Origin of the sequence: Streptomyces sp. YIM 121038, assembly GCF_006088715.1 — a bacterium.
Lineage (GTDB): Bacteria > Actinomycetota > Actinomycetes > Streptomycetales > Streptomycetaceae > Streptomyces.
Genome location: NZ_CP030771.1, coordinates 977,289 through 999,288, shown reverse-complemented (window position 1 = coordinate 999,288; position 22,000 = coordinate 977,289). Strand labels below are relative to the sequence as shown.

General features: G+C 77.1%; 2 protein-coding genes. Both read left to right on the top strand.

What is annotated here, in order from left to right; genetic code table 11:
* The first annotated feature begins 12 nt into the window (after positions 1 to 12).
* Complete coding sequence (locus tag C9F11_RS04090; RefSeq protein ID WP_138957959.1) at positions 13 to 11,799, top strand: type I polyketide synthase; 11,787 nt, start codon at positions 13 to 15, stop codon at positions 11,797 to 11,799.
* Entirely contained in the window at positions 11,796 to 21,986 is a 10,191-nt protein-coding gene (locus tag C9F11_RS04085; protein ID WP_249401586.1) for a type I polyketide synthase, read from the top strand. Before C9F11_RS04090 ends, C9F11_RS04085 begins: the two co-directional genes overlap by 4 nt.
* Positions 21,987 to 22,000 lie beyond the last annotated feature (14 nt).

The window sequence follows — 22,000 nt, the reverse complement described above, 5'->3', positions numbered from 1 at the left end:
TGACGATGCACGGTGAATGACGACAAGCTGCGCGACTATCTCAAGCGGGTGGCCGCCGACCTGCACCGGACCAAGCAGCGCCTCGGCGAGGCCGAGGCGCGGGACCGGGAACCGATCGCCGTCGTCGCGATGGGCTGCCGCTACCCCGGCGGCGTCCGCACCCCCGAGGACCTGTGGCGGCTCGTCTCCACGGGCACCGACGCGATCACGCCCTTCCCCGCCGACCGCGGCTGGGACCTGGCCGCCCTGCACGACCCGACGGGGGAGCGGCCCGGCAGCACGTACAGCGCCGAGGGCGGCTTCCTCGACGACGCCGCCGCGTTCGACCCCGGCTTCTTCGGCATCTCGCCGCGCGAGGCCCTCGCCATGGACCCGCAGCAGCGCCTCCTCCTGGAGACCACCTGGGAGACCTTCGAGCGCGCCGGGATCGACCCGCACGCCCTGCGCGGCAGCCGCACCGGCGTCTTCGCCGGCGTGATGTACCAGGACTACGCGGTGCGCCTGCGCCAGGTGCCCGACGACGTCCAGGGCTACCTCGGCAACGGCAGCTCCGACAGCGTCGCCTCCGGCCGCGTCGCCTACACCTTCGGCCTCGAAGGCCCCGCCGTCTCCGTCGACACCGCCTGCTCCTCCTCGCTCGTCGCCCTCCACCTGGCCTGCCAGGCGCTGCGCCAGGGCGACTGCGCGCTCGCCCTCGCGGGCGGCGCCATGGTGATGTCCACGCCGGTGCCGTTCGTCGAGATGAGCCGGCAGAACGGCCTCGCGGCGGACGGCCGGTGCAAGTCCTTCGCCGCGGCCGCCGACGGCACCGGCTGGGGCGAGGGCGTCGGCATGCTCCTCCTGGAGCGCCTGTCCGACGCCCGCCGCCACGGCCACCCCGTGCTCGCCCTGGTCCGCGGCTCCGCCGTCAACCAGGACGGCGCCAGCAGCCGCCTCACCGCCCCCAACGGCCCCTCCCAGCAGCGCGTCATCCGCCAGGCCCTCGCGAACGCCCGGCTCACCCCGGCCGACGTCGACGTCGTCGAGGCCCACGGCACCGGCACCCCGCTCGGCGACCCCATCGAGGCCCAGGCCCTGCTCGCCACGTACGGGCGCGAGCACACCGCCGCACAGCCCCTGCTGCTCGGCTCGCTGAAGTCCAACATCGGCCACACCCAGGCCGCCGCCGGGGTCGGCGGCGTCATCAAGATGATCCTCGCCATGCGGCACGGCGAGGTGCCGCCGTCCCTGCACGGCGGCGACCTCACCCCCCAGGTCGACTGGTCGCCGGGGACGCTGCGGCTCGTCACCGAGGCCACGCCGTGGCCCGCCACGGGACGCCCGCGCCGCGCCGCCGTCTCCTCCTTCGGCGTCAGCGGCACCAACGGCCACGTCGTCCTCGAACAGGCCGAGCCCACCGCCGAGCCCACCGCCGGGCCCACCGCCGGGCCCACCGCCGGGCCCGCCGCCGAGGACGACCGCACCGGACCCGTGCCCTGGCTGGTCTCCGCACGCGACCCCCGGGCCCTGCGCGCCCAGGCCGCCGCGCTGCACGCCCATCTGACGCGGCACCCCGCGCTGCACCCGGCGGACGTCGCCCACACCCTGGCGACCGGCCGCGCCGCCCTCGAAGAGCGCGCCGCACTCGTCGCCGACGACCGGCCGGCGCTGCTCGACGCCCTGGACGCGCTCGCCCGCGACACGGACCCGCTGCCGCCGGGCTGCGCGCGCGGCACGGCCCGCACCGGCGAGGCGGTCGCCTTCGTCTTCCCCGGGCAGGGCACCCAGTGGCCCGGCATGGCCCGCGAACTCCTCGACACCTCAACGGTGTTCGCCGCCCGCCTGGCCGAGTGCGCCGAGGCCCTGGCCCCGCACACCGACTGGTCGCTCCTCGACGTCCTGCGCGAAGCCCCCGACGCGCCCTCCCTCGACCGCGTGGACGTCGTCCAGCCCGCCCTGTTCGCGGTGATGGTCTCGCTGGCACAGGTGTGGCGCGCCCACGGCGTCGAGCCCGCCGCCGTCGTCGGGCACAGCCAGGGCGAGATGGCCGCCGCGTGCGTGGCCGGGGCGCTCACCCTCGCCGACGCCGCGAAGGTCGTCGCCGTACGCGCCAAGGCGCTGCGGGCCCTCGCCGGACGCGGCGGCATGGCGTCGGTGTCGCTCCCCGCCGACCGGGTCCGCGAGCGCGTCGCGCCCTGGGGCGAGCGGATCGCCGTCGCCGCCGTGAACGGCCCCTCCTCCGTCGCCGTCTCCGGCGACCCCGGGGCACTGGCCGAACTCCTCGCCGCCCTCGACGCCGACGGCGTACGGGCCCGCCCCATCCCCGTCGACTACGCCTCGCACGGCCCCCAAGTCGAGGAGATCCAGGACGAGTTGACGCAGGCGCTCGCGGGCATCGCGCCCCGCGCCGCCGACGTCCCCTTCTACTCGACCGTCACCGGCGGCCTCCTCGACACCGCGCGCCTCGACGCCTCCTACTGGTACGAGAACCTGCGCCGCACCGTGCGCTTCGACGAGGCCGCGCGCGCCCTGCTCACCGACGGGCACCGCGTCCTCGTCGAGGTCAGCGCGCACCCCGTGCTCACCGCCGGGCTCCAGGACACCGCCGACGCCACCGGCACCGACGCGCTCGCCCTCGGCACGCTGCGCCGCGACGACGGCGGCCCGCGACGGCTGCTCACCGCGCTCGCGGAACTGCACGTACGGGGCGTGTCCGTCGACTGGGACGCGGCCCTCGCCGGGCACCGGCCACACCGCGTCGACCTGCCCACCTACGCCTTCCAGCGGGAGCGCTACTGGCTGGAGGACTCCGGCGCGCCCGCGGGCGACCCCGCCTCGGTCGGGCTCACCCCCTCCGGGCACCCGCTCCTCGGCGCCGTCGTCACCCTCGCCGACACCGAAGGACTGCTGCTCACCGGCAGGCTCTCGCTGCGCACCCACCCCTGGCTCGCCGACCACGCCGTGCGGGGCACCGCCCTGCTGCCCGGCACCGCCTTCCTGGAACTCGCCGTCCTCGCGGGCGACCACACCGGCTGCCCCCGCGTCGACGACCTCACCCTCGAAGCGCCCCTGACGCTTCCCCAGGACGGCGGTGCGGTCCTGCGCCTCTCCGTCGGCGCGCCCGCCCCCGACGGCACCCGCACCCTCGCCCTGCACGCCAGGCCCGACGACCCCGACACGGACGAGGAGTGGACCCGCCACGCCACCGGCGTCCTCGCCCCGCGCACCCCCGCCCCGGCCCCCGCCGCCCCCACCGCCTGGCCCCCGCCCGGCGCCACCCCCCTCGACCTCGACGGCATGTACGCCCGCTACGCCGCGGGCGGCTTCGCCTACGGCCCCGCCTTCCAGGGCCTCACGGCGGCGTGGCGGCTCGGCGACGACCTGTACGCGGAGGCCGAACTCCCGGCCGGACTCCGCCAGGACGCCGCGCGGTTCGCCCTGCACCCGGCGCTGCTCGACGCGGCCCTGCACGCCACCGGGCTCACCGCCGCCGCGGCCGACGGCGGCCGGATGCCGTTCGCCTGGTCCGGGGCCGCCCTGCACGCTTCGGGCGCCACCGCCCTGCGCGTGCGCCTGACCGTGACCGGCACCGACACCCTCGCCCTCGACGTCACCGACACCGCGGGCAGCCCCGTCGCCTCCGTGGAGTGCCTGACCCTGCGCCCGGCCGCGCCCGCACCCGGCACGGGCCGCGCCCACCACGACGCGCTGTTCCGCGTGGAGTGGACCCCCGTCGCCCGCCCGCGGGCCGGGACGGACACCACCCCCGTGGCCGTCGGCCCGCACTCCTTCGGCCTGACGCACCCGCACCCCGACCTGCCCGCGTTCCTCGCCGCCCTCGACACGGGCGCCCCCGCCCCCGGCACGGTCCTGCTGGCGGAACTCCCCGGCGGCGAGGGCGGGACGGGCAGCGCCGACACGGGCGCGGCGCGCCACGCCCTCCACCGGACCCTGGCAGCCCTCCAGACCTGGCTCACCGACGAGCGCCTCGCCGGCACCCGCCTCGCCGTCGTCACCCGCGGCGCGGTCGCCGCGGCCCCCGGCGAGGCCCCCGCCGACCCGGCCCGCGCCGCCGTGTGGGGCCTGGTGCGCTCCGCCCAGTCCGAACACCCCGGCCGGTTCGTCCTACTGGACCTGGACGCCGACGCGGACACGGAAGCCCTGCTCTCGGCCCTCGCCGCCGACGAGCCGCAGCTGGCCCTGCGCGGCGGCGCCCTCCTCGCCCCGCGCCTCGGCAAGGTCCCCGCCGACGCCCCGGCACCGGTGGCCCTCGACCCGGACGGCACCGTCCTGGTCACCGGCGGCACCGGCCTGCTCGGCTCCCGCGTGGCCCGCCACCTCGTGGCCCACCACGGCGTGCGCCACCTCCTGCTCGCGGGCCGCTCGGGACCGGACGCGCCGGGCGCCGCCGAGGCCGTCACCGAACTCGTCGCGCTCGGCGCCCAGGTCACCGTCGCCGCCTGCGACGCCGCCGACCGCGCCGCGCTCGCCGCCCTCCTCGACGGCGTGCCCGCCGACCACCCCCTGACGGCCGTGGTGCACGCCGCGGGCGCCCTCGACGACGGCGTCGTCACCTCCCTCACGCCCGACCGCGTCGACGCGGTCCTGCGCCCCAAGGCCGACGCCGCGCTCCACCTCCACGAACTCACCCAGGACCTGGACCTGAAGGCCTTCGTCGTCTTCTCCTCGGCCGCGGGCACCTTCGGCGGCCCCGGACAGGGCAACTACGCCGCCGCCAACGCCTACGTCGACGCCCTCGCCCAGTGGCGCCACGCCCGCGGCCTGCCCGCGCAGTCCCTCGCCTGGACCCTGTGGGAACAGCGCTCCGCCCTCACCGGCCACCTCGACGACGCCGACGTGCGCCGCCTGGCCCGCTCCGGCATGCCCGCGCTCACCACCGAACAGGGCCTCGCCCTCTTCGACGCTGCCCTCACCGTCGACGCGCCCGCGCTCGTACCGCTCCGGCTCGACCGCCGCGCCCTGCGCGCCCGGGCCGCGGAGGGCGAACCGGTGCCCCCGCTCCTGCGCGCGCTCGTACGGGTCCCGGTGCGCAGGGCCGCGGCCGCCGCGCCCACCGCGGACACGGGCACCTCCCTGGCCGAGCGCCTCGCCCCACTGCCGGAGGCCGAACAGCGGCGCACCCTCGTCCAACTGGTGTGCGCGCAGGCCGCCGCGGTCCTCGGGCACACCTCCGGCGACGCGGTGGCCCCCGCCCGGGCCTTCCGCGACCTCGGCTTCGACTCCCTCGCCTCCGTCGAACTCCGCAACCGCCTGGGCGCCGCCACCGGGCTCCGCCTGCCCGCCACGCTGGTCTTCGACCACCCGTCCCCGGAAGCCCTCGCCGGGCTCCTGCGGGACGAGCTGGCCGGGACGGCCACCGGGGCGAGCGCACCCGTGCCCGTGGCGTCCGCCGCGGACGAGCCGGTCGCCATCGTCGCGATGGGCTGCCGCTTCCCCGGCTCCGTCCGCACCCCGGACGACCTGTGGCGCCTCGTCGCCTCCGGCGCCGACGGCATCGGTGACTTCCCCACGGACCGGGGCTGGGACCTCGACGCCCTCTACGACCCCGACCCCGGCCACACCGGCACCTCGTACGTGCGCGAAGGCGGGTTCCTCACCGGCGCCGGGGACTTCGACGCCGACTTCTTCGGGATCTCGCCCCGCGAGGCCATCGCCATGGACCCGCAGCAGCGCCTGCTGCTCACCATCACCTGGGAGGCCTTCGAACGCGCGGGCATCGACCCGGCCGCGCTGCGCGGAACCCCCACGGGCGTCTTCGTCGGCCTGATGCAGCAGGACTACGCGGTACGCCTCCTGCCGCACATCCCCGAGGACGTCGAGGGCTTCCTCGGCACCGGCAACTCCGGCAGCGTCGTCTCCGGCCGCGTCGCCTACGCCTTCGGCCTCGAAGGCCCGGCCCTCACCATCGACACGGCCTGCTCCTCCTCCCTCGTCGCCCTGCACACCGCGGTGCAGTCGCTGCGCCGCGGCGAGTGCGCGCTCGCGCTCGCGGGCGGCGTCACCGTGATGTCGAGCCCCGAACTCTTCGTCGAGTTCAGCCGCCAGGGAGGCCTCGCCGCCGACGGCCGCTGCAAGTCCTTCGCGGCCGCCGCGGACGGCACCAGCTTCGGCGAAGGCGCTGGAATCCTCGTCCTGGAGCGCCTGTCGGATGCCCGTCGCAACGGTCATCCGGTGCTGGCGGTGGTGCGGGGCAGTGCGGTGAACCAGGACGGTGCGAGCAATGGTCTGACGGCTCCGAACGGTCCTTCGCAGCAGCGGGTGATCCGTGCGGCTCTCGCGGACGCGGGGTTGTCGGCGAAGGACGTGGACGCGGTGGAGGCGCACGGTACGGGCACTCGCTTGGGTGATCCGATCGAGGCGCAGGCGTTGCTGGCGACGTACGGTCAGGAGCGGTTGGAGGGGCGGCCGTTGTGGCTGGGCTCCCTCAAGTCCAACATCGGCCACACCTCCGCGGCGGCCGGTGTCGCCGGTGTCATGAAGATGGTCCTGGCCATGCGCCACGGCCTGCTGCCGCAGACCCTCCACGTCGACGCACCCACCCCGCAGGTCGACTGGTCGACCGGCGACGTACGCCTGCTCGACGAGGCGCGCGCCTGGGAGACCGGGGGCGGGCCGCGACGAGCCGGTGTCTCGTCGTTCGGCGTGAGCGGGACGAACGCGCACGTGATCGTGGAGGAGGTGCCGCAGGAGTCCGTGGTCGCCGGGGCTTGCGGGGTGGGCGGGCCGGTGGCGTGGGTGGTGTCGGCGCGGTCGCCGCAGGGGGTGCGGGCGCAGGCGGAGCGGCTGCTCGAGGTGTGTGGCGAGGAGGACGTACGGATCTCCGACGTCGCGCTGTCGCTGGTCGAGACCCGGGCACTCCACGAGCACCGGGCCGTGGTGGCTGGTGGTCGTGAGCAACTTCTTGCGGGGTTGCGGGCGTTGGCGGTGGGTGAGCCGTCGGGGTGTGTGGTGTCGGGTGGGGGGTTGGTGTGTGGGGGGACGGTGTTTGTGTTCCCGGGGCAGGGGGCGCAGTGGGTGGGGATGGCGCGTGGGTTGCTGGATGAGTCGGCGGTGTTTGCGGGGTTGATGGGGGAGTGCGGGGCGGCGTTGGAGCCGTATGTGGGGTGGTCTTTGGTGGAGGTGGTGCGTTCGGGTGTGGGGTTTGAGCGGGTGGATGTGGTGCAGCCGGTGTTGTTTGCGGTGATGGTGTCGTTGGCGCGGTTGTGGCGGGTGTTTGGTGTGGTGGTGGATGCGGTGGTGGGGCATTCGCAGGGGGAGATCGCGGCGGCGGTGGTGGCGGGTGGGTTGTCGTTGGAGGACGGGGCGCGGGTGGTGGCGTTGCGCAGTCGTGCGATCGTGCGGATTGCGGGCAGTGGCGGGATGGTGTCGCTCGCTTTGTCGTCGGCTGAGGTGGAGGAGCGGCTGGCTGGGTGGGGTGGCCGGTTGTCGGTCGCGGCTGTCAATGGGCCTTCTGCGGTGGTGGTGTCCGGTGATAGCGATGCTCTGGGTGAGTTGGTGGCGGGGTGTGAGGCGGAGGGGGTGCGGGCGCGTCGTATCGATGTGGATTACGCCTCGCACTCGGCCCATGTGGAACGCATTGAGACAGAGCTTCTGGAGGCCTTGAAGGGGATCGCACCGTCCTCGTCAGAGGTTCCTCTGTTCTCCACGGTCACGGGTGAGTGGCTGGACACCTCGGTCATGGATGGCGGGTACTGGTATGCCAACCTCCGCCGTACGGTGGCTTTCGAGCCCGCTATCCGCGCTCTGGCGGAGCAGGGTTTCGGCGCGTATGTGGAGGTGAGTCCGCATCCGGTCCTGACGGTGGCGGTCGAAGCGACGCTGGAGTCGGCCGAGAGCACCGCGGTGGTCCTGGGCACCTTGCGCCGGGACGAGGGCGGTCTGGAGCGCATGCTTCTCGCGCTCGGGCAGGCGCATGTGCATGGGCTCTCCGTGGACTGGGCGCCGCTGTTCGAGGGCACCGATGCCACCCGCGTCGAGCTGCCCACCTACCCCTTCCAGGAGCGCCGCCTCTGGCTGGACGTCCCGACGACGAGCTGGGACGTCGCGTCGGCGGGCCTGGGGACGACGGGGCACCCGCTGCTCGGTGCCGCCGTGGAGATCGCCGACACGGGTGAACTCCTGTGCACCGGAAGGCTTTCACGGCGTACTCACCCGTGGCTCGCCGAGCACGCCGTCCAGGGCGTCGCCCTGCTGCCCGGCACCGCCCTGCTGGAACTCGCCCTGCGCGCCGCCGCCGAAGCCGGGTGCGCCACGGTGGACGAACTCACCCTGGGCGCGCCGCTCGTGCTGCCGGAGGAGGGCGCCGTCCTCGTACAGGTACGGCTCGGCGCGCCCGACCCGGACGGGCGGCGCGCGCTCGACCTCTACTCGCGGGCCGAGCGCGAGGCCGAGCGCGAAGCCGAGGGCGGGCAGCCGTCGTGGACGCCGCACGCCTCCGGCACCGTCGCCCCTGCCGGGCGGCCCGCCGGGCCCGCGCTCATCGCCTGGCCGCCGCCCGGCGCCCAGGCCGTGGACGTCGAGGACCTGTACGAGCGGTTCGCCGCCGCCGGGTACGCGTACGGGCCCACGTTCCAGGGCATCCGCGCCGCCTGGGCGCGGGACGGCGAGGTGTGCGCCGAACTCGTCCTGGACGAGCGGCAGCACGCCGACGCGCCCGCGTACGCCGTGCACCCGGCGCTCCTCGACGCCGCCCTCCAGACGGCCGCGCTGCTGCCGGGCCGCGACGACACCGCGCGCCTCCCGTTCAGCTGGAGCGACGTCACCGCGCGCGACCCGGGAGCCACCGCCGTCCGGGTGCGGCTCACCGCCGACGGGCCGGACGCCGTCGCCCTCGCCGTGTACGACCTGGCGGGGCAGGAGGTCCTGTCGGCCGGTTCGCTCGCGCTGCGGCCCCTGGCCGCGGGCGGGCTGCGGCGGGCCGGACAGGACAGGGACGGACTGCACCGCGTGGAGTGGGTGCCCGCGCCCGACGCCGACGTCACGCTGGGGGAGGGGAGCTGGGTCCGCCTGGCGGACCTGCGCGCCGACCCGGACGCCGCCGTGCCCGCCGTGGTCGTCGCGGACTGCCCGTGGCCCGACGGCGCCGAAGACCCCGGGGACGAGGTCGCGCCGCTGCACGCCGCCACCGCCCACGGCCTCGCCCTGGTGCAGGAGTGGCTGGCCGACGCGCGGTTCGCCGACGCCACCCTCGCCGTCGTCACCCGGGGCGCGGTGCGCACCGCGCCCGGCGACCGCGCTGCCGCCCTGGCGCAGTCCGGGGTGTGGGGGCTGCTGCGGACCGCGCAGACCGAGCACCCCGGCCGCTTCGTGCTCGTGGACCTCGACGGGCTGCCGGAGTCCCGCGCCGCCCTGCCCACCGTGCTCGCCGGGGCCGAGCCGCAGACGGCCGTACGGCACGGCGAGGCGCTCGTACCGCGCCTCACCGCGGGCCCTGGCCGGGACACCCTCGTGCCGCCCGCGGGCTCCGAGGCCGCCTGGACGGTCGGGCTCGCCGGGGACGGCGCGGTCGACTCGCTCGCGGCCGTCCCCGCCCCCGCCGCGCTCGCACCCCTCGGCGCGGGCCAGGTCCGGATCGCCGTACGGGCCGCCGGCCTCAACTTCCACGACGTGGTGGTGTCGCTCGGGCTCGACCCCGACCAGGCGGTCCTCGGCAGCGAGGGCGCGGGCGTCGTCCTGGAGGTGGGCGCGGACGTCGCCGACCTCGCGCCCGGCGACCGCGTCCTCGGCGTCTTCGGCGGGTCCTTCGGGCCCACGGCGGTCGCCGACCGGCGCACCCTCGCCCGCGTCCCCGCGGGCTGGACCTTCGCGCAGGCCGCTTCGGTGCCGATCGTCTTCCTCACCGCGTACTACGGCCTGTTCGGCCTCGGCGGCCTGCGCGAGGGCCAGTCGGTCCTGGTGCACGCGGCGGCGGGCGGCGTCGGCATGGCCGCCGTGCAGCTCGCCCGGCACGCCGGGGCCGAGGTGTACGGCACGGCGAGCCCCGCCAAGTGGGACGTGCTGCGCGGCTCCGGCCTGGACGACGCGCACATCGCCTCCACGCGCACCCCGGACTTCGCCGAGCGGTTCCTCGACGCCAGCGGCGGCCGCGGCGTGGACGTCGTACTGGACTGTCTGGCACGGGAGTTCGTGGACGCCTCCCTGCGGCTCCTGCCGCGCGGCGGACGCTTCGTGGAGATGGGCAAGACCGACGTACGCGACGCCGACGAGGTGGCCCGCGACCACCCCGGCGTGCGCTACCGGGCCTTCGACCTGATGGAGGCGGGCGCGGAACGGGTGGGCGCCATGCTCGCCGAGGTCCTGTCCCTGTTCGAGCGGGGCGTCCTCACGCCGCTGCCCGTCACCTGCTGGGACCTGCGGCAGGCCCCGCAGGCCTTCCGGCACCTGAGCCAGGCCCGGCACATCGGCAAGAACGTCCTGACCCTGCCCGCGCCCCTGGACCCCGACGGCACCGTCCTGATCACCGGCGGCACCGGCACGCTCGGCGGGCGCGTCGCCCGCCACCTGGTCACCGCGCACGGCGTCCGCCATCTGCTCCTGGCGGGGCGCCGCGGCATGGCGGCCCACGGCGCCGGGGACCTGGTGCGCGACCTCACCGACGCGGGCGCCGAGGTGACCGTCGCCGCCTGCGACGTGGGCGACCGCGCCGCGCTGGCCGCCCTCCTCGCGGAGGTCCCCGACGCCCATCCCCTGACCGGGGTCGTCCACGCCGCCGGAGCCCTCGACGACGCCACCGTCGCCGCCCTCACCCCCGAGCGGCTCGACCGCGTCCTCGCCCCCAAGGCGGACGCCGCACTCGCCCTGCACGAGCTGACCCGCGACCACGACCTGGCCGCCTTCGTGCTGTTCTCGTCCGGTGCCGCGCTGCTCGGCGGCGCCGGACAGGCCAACTACGCCGCCGCCAACGCCGCCCTCGACGCCCTGGCCGCCGCCCGCCGCGCCGCGGGCCTGCCCGCCGTGTCCGTCGCCTGGGGCATGTGGCGGGAGCGCAGCGCCCTGACCGCGCACCTCAGCGACGCCGACGTACGCAAGATGGCGCGCGGCGGCGTCGGGGCCCTCACCACCGACGCGGCGCTCGCCCTCTTCGACGCCGCCCTCACCGCGGCACAGCCGCACGTCCTGGCCGCCGCCGTCGACACCGCGGCCCTGCGGGTGGCGGCCGCCGCCGGATCCTCGCTGCCGCCGCTGCTCGGCGGACTCCTGCCGACCGCCCGGCGCGCCCCCGCCCCGCGCCCGGCCGCCGCACCGGCCGGGCCCTCGCTCGCCGCGCAGCTCGCGGACCTGGCCCCCGCCGAGGCGCACCGCGTCCTGCTCGACCTGGTGCGCGGCCACGCCGCCGCCGTGCTCGGCCACGCCTCCACCGAACTGATCGGCGGGGAGCGGCCGTTCAAGGACCTGGGCTTCGACTCCCTCACCGGCGTCGAGCTCCGCAACCGGCTGGCCTCCGGCACCGGGACGCGGCTGCCCGCCGCGCTCGTCTTCGACCACCCCACACCCGAAGCGCTCGCCCGTCACCTCGCCGAACGGCTCCTCGCCGACACCGGCGGCCCCGCGGGCGGTTCCCCGGGGACGGCCGAACTCGACCGCCTGGACGCCCTCGTCGGCGAACTGGCCGCCGCCGGCCCCGACGGCGAGCGGCGGCGCACGGACCTCGCCCGGCGGCTGCGCGGCGCCCTCGCCCGCCTCGAACCGGCCGCGGCCGACGGCACGGAGCGGGAGGGACCGGACGCGGCCGACGCCATCGAGTCCGCCACCAACGAAGAGATCTTCGACCTGATCGACAAGGAGCTGGGCATCTCGTGAGTCCCGTCCAGGGCCCGCAGAGCGAGCAGAAGCTGCGCGACTACCTCAACCGCGTCACCATCGACCTGCGCGACACCCGCCGACGGCTGCGCGAGGCAGAGGCCAGGAGCCACGAGCCGATCGCCGTCGTCTCGATGAGCTGCCGCTTCCCCGGCGGCGTCCGCACCCCCGAGGAGCTGTGGGACCTCCTCGTCGCGGGCCGCGACACCGTCACCGGAGTACCCGGCGACCGCGGCTGGGACACCGAGCTGCTCACGGCGGACGGCGTGCCCTGCCGGGGCGCGTTCCTCGACGGCGCCGCCGACTTCGACGCCGAGTTCTTCGCCGTGTCCCCGCACGAGGCCGTAGCCATGGACCCCCAGCAGCGGCTGCTGCTCCAGGCCGCCTGGGAGGCGATCGAACGCGCGGGCATCGACCCGGCGTCCCTGCGCGCCAGCCGCACCGGAGTGTTCGCCGCCGCCATCGACCAGGGCTACGCCCAGCTGGGCACGGGCGCGCCCGACACCGTGCGGGGCTTCTTGATGACCGGCAACTCGATGAGCGTCATGTCGGGGCGCGTCGCCTACGCCCTCGGCCTCGAAGGCCCCGCCGTCACCGTCGACACCGCCTGCTCCGCGTCGCTCGTCGCCCTGCACCAGGCGGCCCGGGCCCTGCGCGCCGACGAGTGCTCGCTGGCCCTGACCGGCGGCGTGACGGTGATGTCGCGGCCCTCCGTGTTCACCGAGTTCAGCCGCCAGGGCGCGATGTCCGGGGACGGCCGGTGCAAGCCGTTCTCCGCCGCCGCCGACGGCACCGGCTGGGGCGAGGGCGTCGGCGTGCTCCTCCTGGAGCGCCTCTCCGACGCCCGCCGCCACGGCCACCCCGTCCTCGCCGTCCTGCGCGGCTCCGCCGTCAACCAGGACGGCGCCAGCAACGGCCTCACCGCCCCCAACGGCCCCTCCCAGCAGCGCGTCATCCAGGCCGCCCTCGCCGACGCCGGACTCGCGGCACAGGACGTCGACGCGGTGGAGGCCCACGGCACCGGCACCACTCTCGGCGACCCCATCGAGGCCGACGCGCTGCTCGCCACCTACGGCCGGGGCCGGCCCGCCGAACGGCCCCTGTGGCTCGGCTCGCTCAAGTCCAACATCGGCCACACCCAGGCCGCCGCCGGAGTCGCTGGTGTCATCAAGACCGTCCTGGCCCTGCGCCACGGCCTCCTGCCGCGCTCCCTGCACATCACCGAGCCGACGCCGCACGCGGACTGGGCCGCGGGCGCCGTCTCCCTCCTGACCGAGGCGCGGCAGTGGCCCGCCACGGACAGACCGCGGCGCGCGGGCGTCTCGTCCTTCGGCATGAGCGGCACCAACGCCCACGTCATCCTGGAACAGGCCCCCGAGCCCCCGGAGCAGGACCCCGGCCCCGAGCCGCGGCCGACGCGGGAGGCTCCCCCCGCCGTCCCGTGCCTGCTCTCGGGGCGCACCGCCGCCGCCCTGCGCGACCAGGCCGTACGCCTCAAGGCGCGGGTCGCCGCCGACCCGCGGGCCCGCCCCGTCGACATCGGCCACGCGCTCGCCACCACGCGCACGGCCTTCACGCACCGGGCCGCCGTGACGGCCGCCGACCGCGACGAACTCCTCTCCCTCCTCACGGAGGTGGCCCGCGACCCGGAGAACGCCGCGGCCGCCGTCACCGGCACCGCCGAACCCGCGCCCGGCCGGATCGCCCTGGTCTTCCCCGGGCAGGGCTCCCAATGGCCCGGCATGGGCGGCGAACTCCTCGACAGCGCACCCGAGTTCGCGCGCTCCATGGCCGCCTGCGAGGACGCGCTCGCCCCGCACGTGGACTGGTCGCTGCGGGACGTCGTCCGCGCCGCGCCGGGTGCGGCGCCGCTCGACCGGGTCGACGTCGTCCAGCCCGCGCTGTTCGCCACGATGGTGTCCCTGGCCGCGCTCTGGCGCTCCTGGGGCGTCGTGCCGGACGCCGTGGTGGGGCACTCGCAGGGCGAGATCGCGGCGGCCGTGGTCGCCGGTGCGCTGTCCCTGGCGGACGGGGCGAAGGTCGTCGCCCTGCGCAGCCGCGCCATCGCCGCGCTCGCGGGCGACGGCGGCATGGTCTCCCTCGCCGTACCGCGCGAACGGGCCGACGAACTGATCGCCCCGTGGGGCGGACGCCTGTCCGTCGCCGCCCTCAACGGGCCCGCCGCCGTCGTGGTCTCCGGCGACGCGGCCGCCCTCGCCGAGCTGACGGCCCGGTGCGCGGAGCGCGCCGTCCGCGCCCGCACGATCCCCGTCGACTACGCCTCGCACTCCGCCCACGTGGAGCGCGTCGAGGACGAGATCCTGACGGCCCTCGCCGGGATCACCCCGGCCGCCGCGCGGATCCCCCTCCTCTCCACCGTCACGGGGGAGTGGCTGGACACCACGACGATGGACGCCGCGTACTGGTACCGCAACCTCCGCGGGACCGTGCGCTTCGCCCCCGCCGTCCGCGCCCTCGCCGAGCAGGGCCACGGCGTGTTCCTCGAAGTGTCCCCGCACCCCGTCCTCACCGGACCCGTCCAGGACACCGCCGAGGCCGCGGGCGCCGTCGCCCCCGTCGTCACCGGCACCCTCCGCCGCGACGAGGGCGGCCTGCGCCGCGCCCTCACCTCCGCGGCCGAACTGTGGGTCCGGGGCGTCCCCGTGCGGTGGTCCCGCGTGTACGAGGGCCGCGGCGCCCGGCGCGTCGACCTGCCCACCTACCCCTTCCAGCAGCGCCGCCACTGGCTCACGCCCGCCACGCCCGACGCCGAGCGCCGCACCGCCGCGGACCCGTACGACGACTGGCGCTACCGCGTGGACTGGCAGCCCGTCCCCGACCCGGCAGCGCCCGCGCTCGACGGGACGTGGCTGGTCCTGACCCCCGAGGGGTACGAGGAGAACGGCACGGTACGCGCCCTGCGCGAGCACGGGGCGGAGGTCCTCACGGCCGAGGTCACCGTGACCGGCGACGGCGACGGCGACGGGGACAGCGACCGCGTCCGGCTCGCCGAGGCCCTCACCGCCGCCGCCGACGGACGCCCCCTCGCCGGAGTCCTCTCCCTGCTCGGGCTCGACGACCGGCCGCACCCCCGCCACCCGGGGCTCCCCACCGGCACCGCCCTCACCCTCGCCCTCGTCCAGGCGCTCGGGGACCTCGGGGGCCTTGGTAATGCGGGTGTCGACGCGCCGCTGTGGTGCGCCACCCGAGGAGCCGTCTCCACGGGGGCGGGCGACCCGGTCACGGCGCCCGCGCAAGCACAGGTGTGGGGCACCGGCATGGTCGCCGCCCTCGAACACCCGCGCCGCTGGGGCGGGTTGGTCGACCTGCCCGAGGCACTCGACGCCCGCGCCGGAGAACGGCTGTGCGCCGCGCTCGGCGGCGTCGGCGGCGAGGACCAGCTCGCCGTGCGCACGGGCGGCCTGTACGCCCGGCGCCTTGTCCGCGCGCCCCGCCCCGCGGCCCGCCCCGGCCGCACCTGGCGGCCCCGCGGCACGGTCCTGCTCACCGGCGGCACCGGCGCCCTCGGCCCCCACCTCGCCCGCTGGCTCGCGCGCGCCGGCGCCGACCGCCTCGTCCTGCCCGGGCGCCGCGGCGCGGACGCCCCCGGGGCCGCCGAGCTCACCGCCGAACTCGCCGCGTTCGGTACGACGGTCACGATGCCCTGCTGCGACCTGGCCGACCGCGCCCAGGTCGAGCGGCTCCTCGCCGAACTCGACGCCCAGGGCACCCCCGTCACCGCCGTCGTGCACGCCGCCGCGTACATCGCGCTGGCCCCGCTGGACACCATCCCCGTCGCGGCGTACGAGCACGTCGTCGCGGCCAAGGCCGCGGGCGCCGCCCACCTCGACGCGCTCCTCGACCGCGAGCTCGACGCGTTCGTCCTCTTCTCGTCCATCGCGGGCGTGTGGGGCAGCGGCGACCACGGCGCGTACTCCGCGGCCAACGCCCACCTCGACGCCCTCGCGCAGCACCGGCGCGGCCGCGGTCTGACCGCGACCACCGTCGACTGGGGCATCTGGCGGGCCGAGAACCCGTGGGCGCCGCCCGCCACCGGCGCGGACGCCGACCTGTTCAACCTGGAGGAGCACGGACTGCCCCGGATCGACGCCGAGCGGGCCCTCGCCGCCCTCCAGCACATCCTCGACGACGACGAGACGCTCGTGACCGTCGCCGACGTCGACTGGGCCCAGTTCGCCCCGGTGTTCACCTCCGGCCGCCCCAGCCCGCTCCTGACGGGCGTCGCCGAGGCCCGCCGCGCCCTGGCGGGGCAGGACGGCGACGACCGGGCCCCGGCCGCCGCGGAGCTGCGCGGACGCCTCGCCGCGCTGCGGCGGCCCGCCGACCGGTCCCGGCTGCTCCTCGGCCTCGTCCGCGAGCACGCCGCCGCCGTGCTCGGCCACGACTCCGCCGACGCCGTGCCGCCCGGCAGGGCCTTCCAGGAGCTCGGCTTCGCGTCCCTGACCGCGGTCGAACTCCGCAACCGCCTCACCCGGGCCACCGGCCTGCGCCTCCCGTCGACCCTCGTCTTCGACCACCCCTCGGCCACCGCCCTCGCCGACCACCTGGGGACCCGCCTGCTCGGCGCGGAGGAAGCGGAGGAAGCGGAGGAAGCGGCGCGGGAGACCCGGGAGCCCGTCCCCGGGGCCGCCGACGAGCCGCTCGCCGTCGTCTCCATGGGCTGCCGCCTGCCCGGCGGCATCACCACCCCCGACGCGCTGTGGCGGCTCCTGGCCGACCGCGGGGACGCCGTCACCGGCTTCCCCACAGGCCGCGGCTGGGACCTCGACGCGCTCTACGACCCCGACCCGGAGAACCCGGGCACCGTCACCACCCGGCACGGCGGATTCCTCCACGACGCCGCCGACTTCGACCCGGCGTTCTTCGGCATCTCGCCGCGCGAGGCCCTCGCCATGGACCCCCAGCAGCGCCTCCTCCTGGAGACCTCCTGGGAGGCCCTGGAGCGCGCGGGCCTCGACCCGCAGGCCCTGCGCGGCAGCCGCACCGGCGTCTTCACCGGCGTCAACTACAGCGACTACGCCTCCGCCGTGGCCCGCTCCACGGAGGGCGAGGGCCATCTGCTCACCGGCAGCGCGCCCAGCGTGGTCTCCGGCCGCGTCGCCTACACCCTGGGCCTGGAGGGGCCCGCGGTCACCGTCGACACCGCCTGCTCCTCCTCGCTGGTCGCCCTGCACCTGGCCGCCCGGGCGCTGCGCGCGGGGGACTGCTCGCTCGCCCTGGTCGGCGGAGTCGCCGTGATGGCGACGCCCGGCGCCCTCGTCAGCTTCTCGCGGCAGCGCGGCCTCGCCGCCGACGGCCGCTGCAAGGCGTTCGGGGACACCGCCGACGGCATGGGCATGAGCGAGGGCGCCGGAGTGCTCCTCGTCGAACGCCTCTCCGACGCCCGCCGCCACGGCCACCCCGTCCTCGCCGTCCTGCGGGGCTCCGCCGTCAACCAGGACGGCGCCAGCAACGGCCTCTCGGCCCCCAACGGACCGAGCCAGCAGCGCGTCATCCGCGCCGCGCTCGCCGACGCGGGACTCTCCGGCGCGGACGTCGACGTGGTGGAGGCCCACGGCACCGGCACCACCCTGGGCGACCCCATCGAGGCCCAGGCGCTCCTCGCCACCTACGGCCAGGACCGGCCCGAGGGGCGCCCCCTCCTCGTCGGCTCCCTGAAGTCCAACATCGGTCACACCCAGGCCCTTTCGGGCGTCGCGGGCGTCATGAAGACGGTCCTGGCCCTGCGCCACGCCACCGTCCCCGCCACGCTCCACGCCGAGAAGCCCACCACCCACGTGGACTGGAGCGCGGGCGACGTGGCGCTCGTCACCGAGGCCGAGGAGTGGCCCGACACGGGCAGGCCCCGCCGCGCGGGCGTCTCCTCCTTCGGGCTCAGCGGCACCAACGCCCACGTCGTCCTGGAACAGGCCCCGGAGCCCGCCGCCCCGGAGTCCGAGCGCACCCGCACCGCCCCCGCCCTGCCGTGGATCCTGTCGGCCAGGTCGGCCGACGCCCTGCGCGACCAGGCCGGACGCCTGCTCCAGCACCTGACGGGCGGGGACGGGCCGACAGCCGCGTACACCATGACGGGCACGGGCACGGAAGCGGAAGGGGACGCGGGTACGGAAGCGGGCGGGTGCACGCCCGACCCGGTGGACGTCGCCCTCTCGCTCACCGGCCGCACCGCCTTCCCGCACCGCGCCGTCCTCGTCGGCGGCCACGACCGGCTCCTGCCCGCCCTGCGGGAGTGGGTCACGGGCGCGGCCCCCGCCGTGACCGGCCTCGCGGACCCCGACGCCCGCACCGTCCTGATGTTCCCGGGACAGGGCTCGCAGTGGACCGGCATGGCCCGCCAACTCCTCGACGAGGCACCGGAGTTCGCCGAGGCCCTGCACGCGTGCGCGGCCGCGCTGGCCCCGCACGTCGAGTGGTCCCTGCTCGACGTGGTGCGCGACGGCACCGGCCTGGACCGCGTCGACGTGGTGCAGCCCGTCCTGTTCGCCGTGATGGTGTCGCTGGCACGGCTGTGGCGCGCGTACGGCGTGGTCCCCGACGCCGTCGTCGGACACTCCCAGGGCGAGATCGCCGCCGCCGTGGTGGCCGGCGCGCTCACCCTGGAGGACGGGGCGAAGGTCGTCGCCCTGCGCAGCCGCGCGATCGCCAGGCTCGCCGGGCACGGCGGCATGGTCTCGCTCGCGCTGCCCGCGCCGCGGGCCACCGACCGGATCGCCGCCTGGGCCGGACGCCTGTCGGTCGCGGCCGTCAACGGCCCGTCGGCCGTGGTGGTCTCGGGCGACGCCGACGCCCTGGACGAACTCATGGAGGCCTGCGCGGCGGACGGCGTACGGGCCCGGCGCGTCGACGTCACATACGCCTCCCACTGCGCCCACATGGACCGCCTCGAAGCCGAACTCCTCAGCGCGCTCAAGGACGTCGAACCCGCCACCGCCGACGTCCCGCTGTACTCCACGGTGACGGACGAGTGGCTGGACACCTCCCGGATGGACGCCCGCTACTGGTACGCCAACCTCCGCCGCACGGTGGGCTTCGAGTCCGCGGTGCGCGCGCTCGCCGCCGCAGGACACCGCACGTACATCGAGGTCAGCCCGCACCCGGTGCTCACCCCCGCGGTCGAGGAGACCCTGGAGTCGGCCGGTGCCGACGCCGCCGTGCTCGGGACGCTGCGGCGCGGCGAGGGCGGCACCGAACGCCTGCTCCGCTCCCTCGGCGAGGCCTGGGCCCACGGCGTCCCCGTCGACTGGTCGCCGCTCTTCGCGGGCACCGGCGCCCGCCGCGTCGAGCTGCCCACGTACGCCTTCCAGCACCAGGCGTACTGGGCGGTGCCCGGCCCGGAGACCGGCGGCGACGTCACCGCCGCGGGCCTCGGCAGCACCGGGCACCCGCTGCTCGCGGCGGCCGTCGAACTCGCCGAGACCGGTGAGATCCTGCTCAGCGGCCGGATCTCGGTGCGCAGCCACCCCTGGCTCGCCGACCACGCCGTGTCCGGCGTGGTCCTGCTGCCCGGCGCCGCGTTCGTCGACCTCGCGGTGCGCGCGGGCGACGAGGCCGGGTGCCCCGTCGTGGAGGAACTCACCCTCCAGGCACCGCTGGTGCTTCCCGCGTCCGGCGGCGTCCGCCTCCAGGTGCGGGTGGGCGCCCCGGACGCCACCGGCCGCCGGACCCTGGACGTGCACGCGCGGCCGGAGGACGCCACCGACGCCCCGTGGACGGCGCACGCCACCGGAACCCTGGCCGAAGCCGCCGGGCAGGACACGCCGGCACCGGCCGGGAGCTGGCCCCCGGCCGGTGCCGAGCCCGTCGACGTCGGCGACCTGTACGCGCGCTTCGCCGCGTCCGGATACGGCTACGGCCCGGCCTTCCAGGGCCTGCGCACCGCCTGGCGGCGCGGCGGCGACCTGTTCACCGAGGTGTCCCTCGGCCAGGACCAGCACCCGGCGGCCGCCGCCTTCGGCATCCACCCCGCCCTGCTCGACGCCGCGCTCCAGGGCCTGTGGCTCGCGCCCGGCACCGCAAGCGGCCCGGACCTCGAACCGGGCACCGCGCGGCTGCCGTTCGCGTGGACCGGCGTCACCCTGCACGCCTCCGGCGCCACCGAGCTGCGGGTGCGCCTGACCCAGGGCGGTGACGGCTCGGTGTCGCTCACCGCGAGCGACCCCTCCGGCCGCCCCGTGGCCACGGTCACCGGCCTCGCCGTGCGCGCCGTCGACGTCGCCGCCCTGCGCGGCGCCACCGCACCCGCGGCGCACGACTCCCTGTACCGCCTGGAGTGGACCGCCGTGCCCGCCCCGGCGCCCGCGGGTCCCGTGCCGCCCGCCCGCTGGGCCGCGCTCGGCCCCGGCCTGGCGCTGCCCGACACCTACCCGGGCCTCGCGGGCCTCGCCGCGGCCGTCGACCGGGGCGCACCCGTGCCCGACGTGGTCCTGGTGCCCCGCTCCGAAGCCGCCGGGGACGACGCGACCGCCGTCCACACCCTCGTACGCGACACCCTCACGCTCCTCAAGGACTGGCTCGCCGACGACCGGTTCGCCGACGCCCGCCTGGTGTTCCTCACCAGCGGGGCCGTGTGCGCCGGGCCGGGCGACGCGGTGAGCGACCCGGCCGCCGCCGCGCTGCGCGGACTGGTGCGCTCGGCCCAGTCCGAGCACCCCGACCGCTTCGTCCTCGCCGACGCGCCGGACCACGACGCGCTGCTCGCCGTGCTGCCCGGCGCCCTGGACCTGGACGAGCCCCAGATCGCCGTACGCGGCGAAGAAGTGCGCGTCGCCCGGCTCGCCCGGGTGGAGGCACCGGAGGACGCCGACGAAGGCCCCGTGCCCTTCGATCCGGACGGCACCGTCCTGATCACCGGCGCGGGCGGGGCGCTCGGCGGGCTCGTGGCCCGCCACCTCGCGGCCCGGCACGGGGTGCGCCGGCTGCTCCTGGCCGGGCGGCGCGGCGCCGGCACACCCGGCGCCGACGCGCTGCTCGCCGACCTCCGGGCCCTGGGCGCGCAGGCGGAGTTCGCGGCCTGCGACGTCGCGGAGCCGGACGCCGTGGCGCGGCTCGTCGCGGGCGTGCCCGCCGCGCATCCGCTCACCGCGGTCGTGCACGCCGCGGGCGTCCTCGACGACGGGGTCCTCGCCTCGCTCACGCCCGAGCGCCTGGACCGCGTCCTGCGGCCCAAGGTCGACGGGGCCCTCGCCCTGCACGGGGCGACCCGCGGCCTGCCGCTGTCCGCGTTCGTCCTCTTCTCCTCCGCCGCGGGCGTCATCGGCAACGCGGGCCAGGCCAACTACGCCGCCGCCAACGGCTACCTGGACGCCCTGGCCCAGCACCGCCGCGCCGCCGGGCTCCCCGCCCAGTCCCTCGCCTGGGGCCTGTGGGAGCAGGCCGGTGACATGACGGGCACGCTGGACGCCACCGGGCTGCGGCGGATGACCCGCGGCGGTGTCACCGCGCTGTCCGACGCCCAGGGACTCGCGCTGTTCGACGCGGCGCTGCGCCGCGCCGACGCCCTGCTCGTGCCCGTGCGCCTCGACGCCGCCCGGCTGCGGGCGGGCGCCGCGAGCGGCACCGTGCCCCCGCTCCTGCGCGGCCTCGTCCGCGCCGCCCGGCCCGCGGCCACGGGCACCGATGCCACCCAAGTGGCCTCGCTGCGCGAGCAGTTGGCCGGGCTGGGCGCCGAGGAGCGCCGGGAGCGGATCGAGGAGGTGGTGCGGGCCCGCGTCGCCGACGTCCTCGGGCACGGCGGCCCCGACGCCATCGACCCGGAACAGGCCTTCAAGGACCTCGGGTTCGACTCCCTGACGGCCGTCGACCTGCGCAACCGCCTCAACGCGGCGACCGGCCTGCGCCTGCCCGCGACCCTCGTCTTCGACCACCCCACCCCGGCCGCCGCGGCCGCGTACGTGACCGCGCGCCTCGCCCCGGCCACCGCGCCCGCCGCCCCCCGCCGCCCGGACGGCGACCGGGAGCTCCAACGCCGCCTCGCAGCCGTCCCCGTGGCACGGCTGCGCGAGGCAGGGCTCCTGGACGCCCTGCTGCGCCTCACGGAACCCGGGGACCGGGCCCCGGCCGGGGCGGACGGCGGGGGAGCGGACCCGGCGGACGACCCCGCGGCGATCAGGGAGATGGAACTGGACGGCCTCGTGCGCATGGCACTGGGCGGCGGCGATCGTGCCTGATCCGGCGCGCAAGG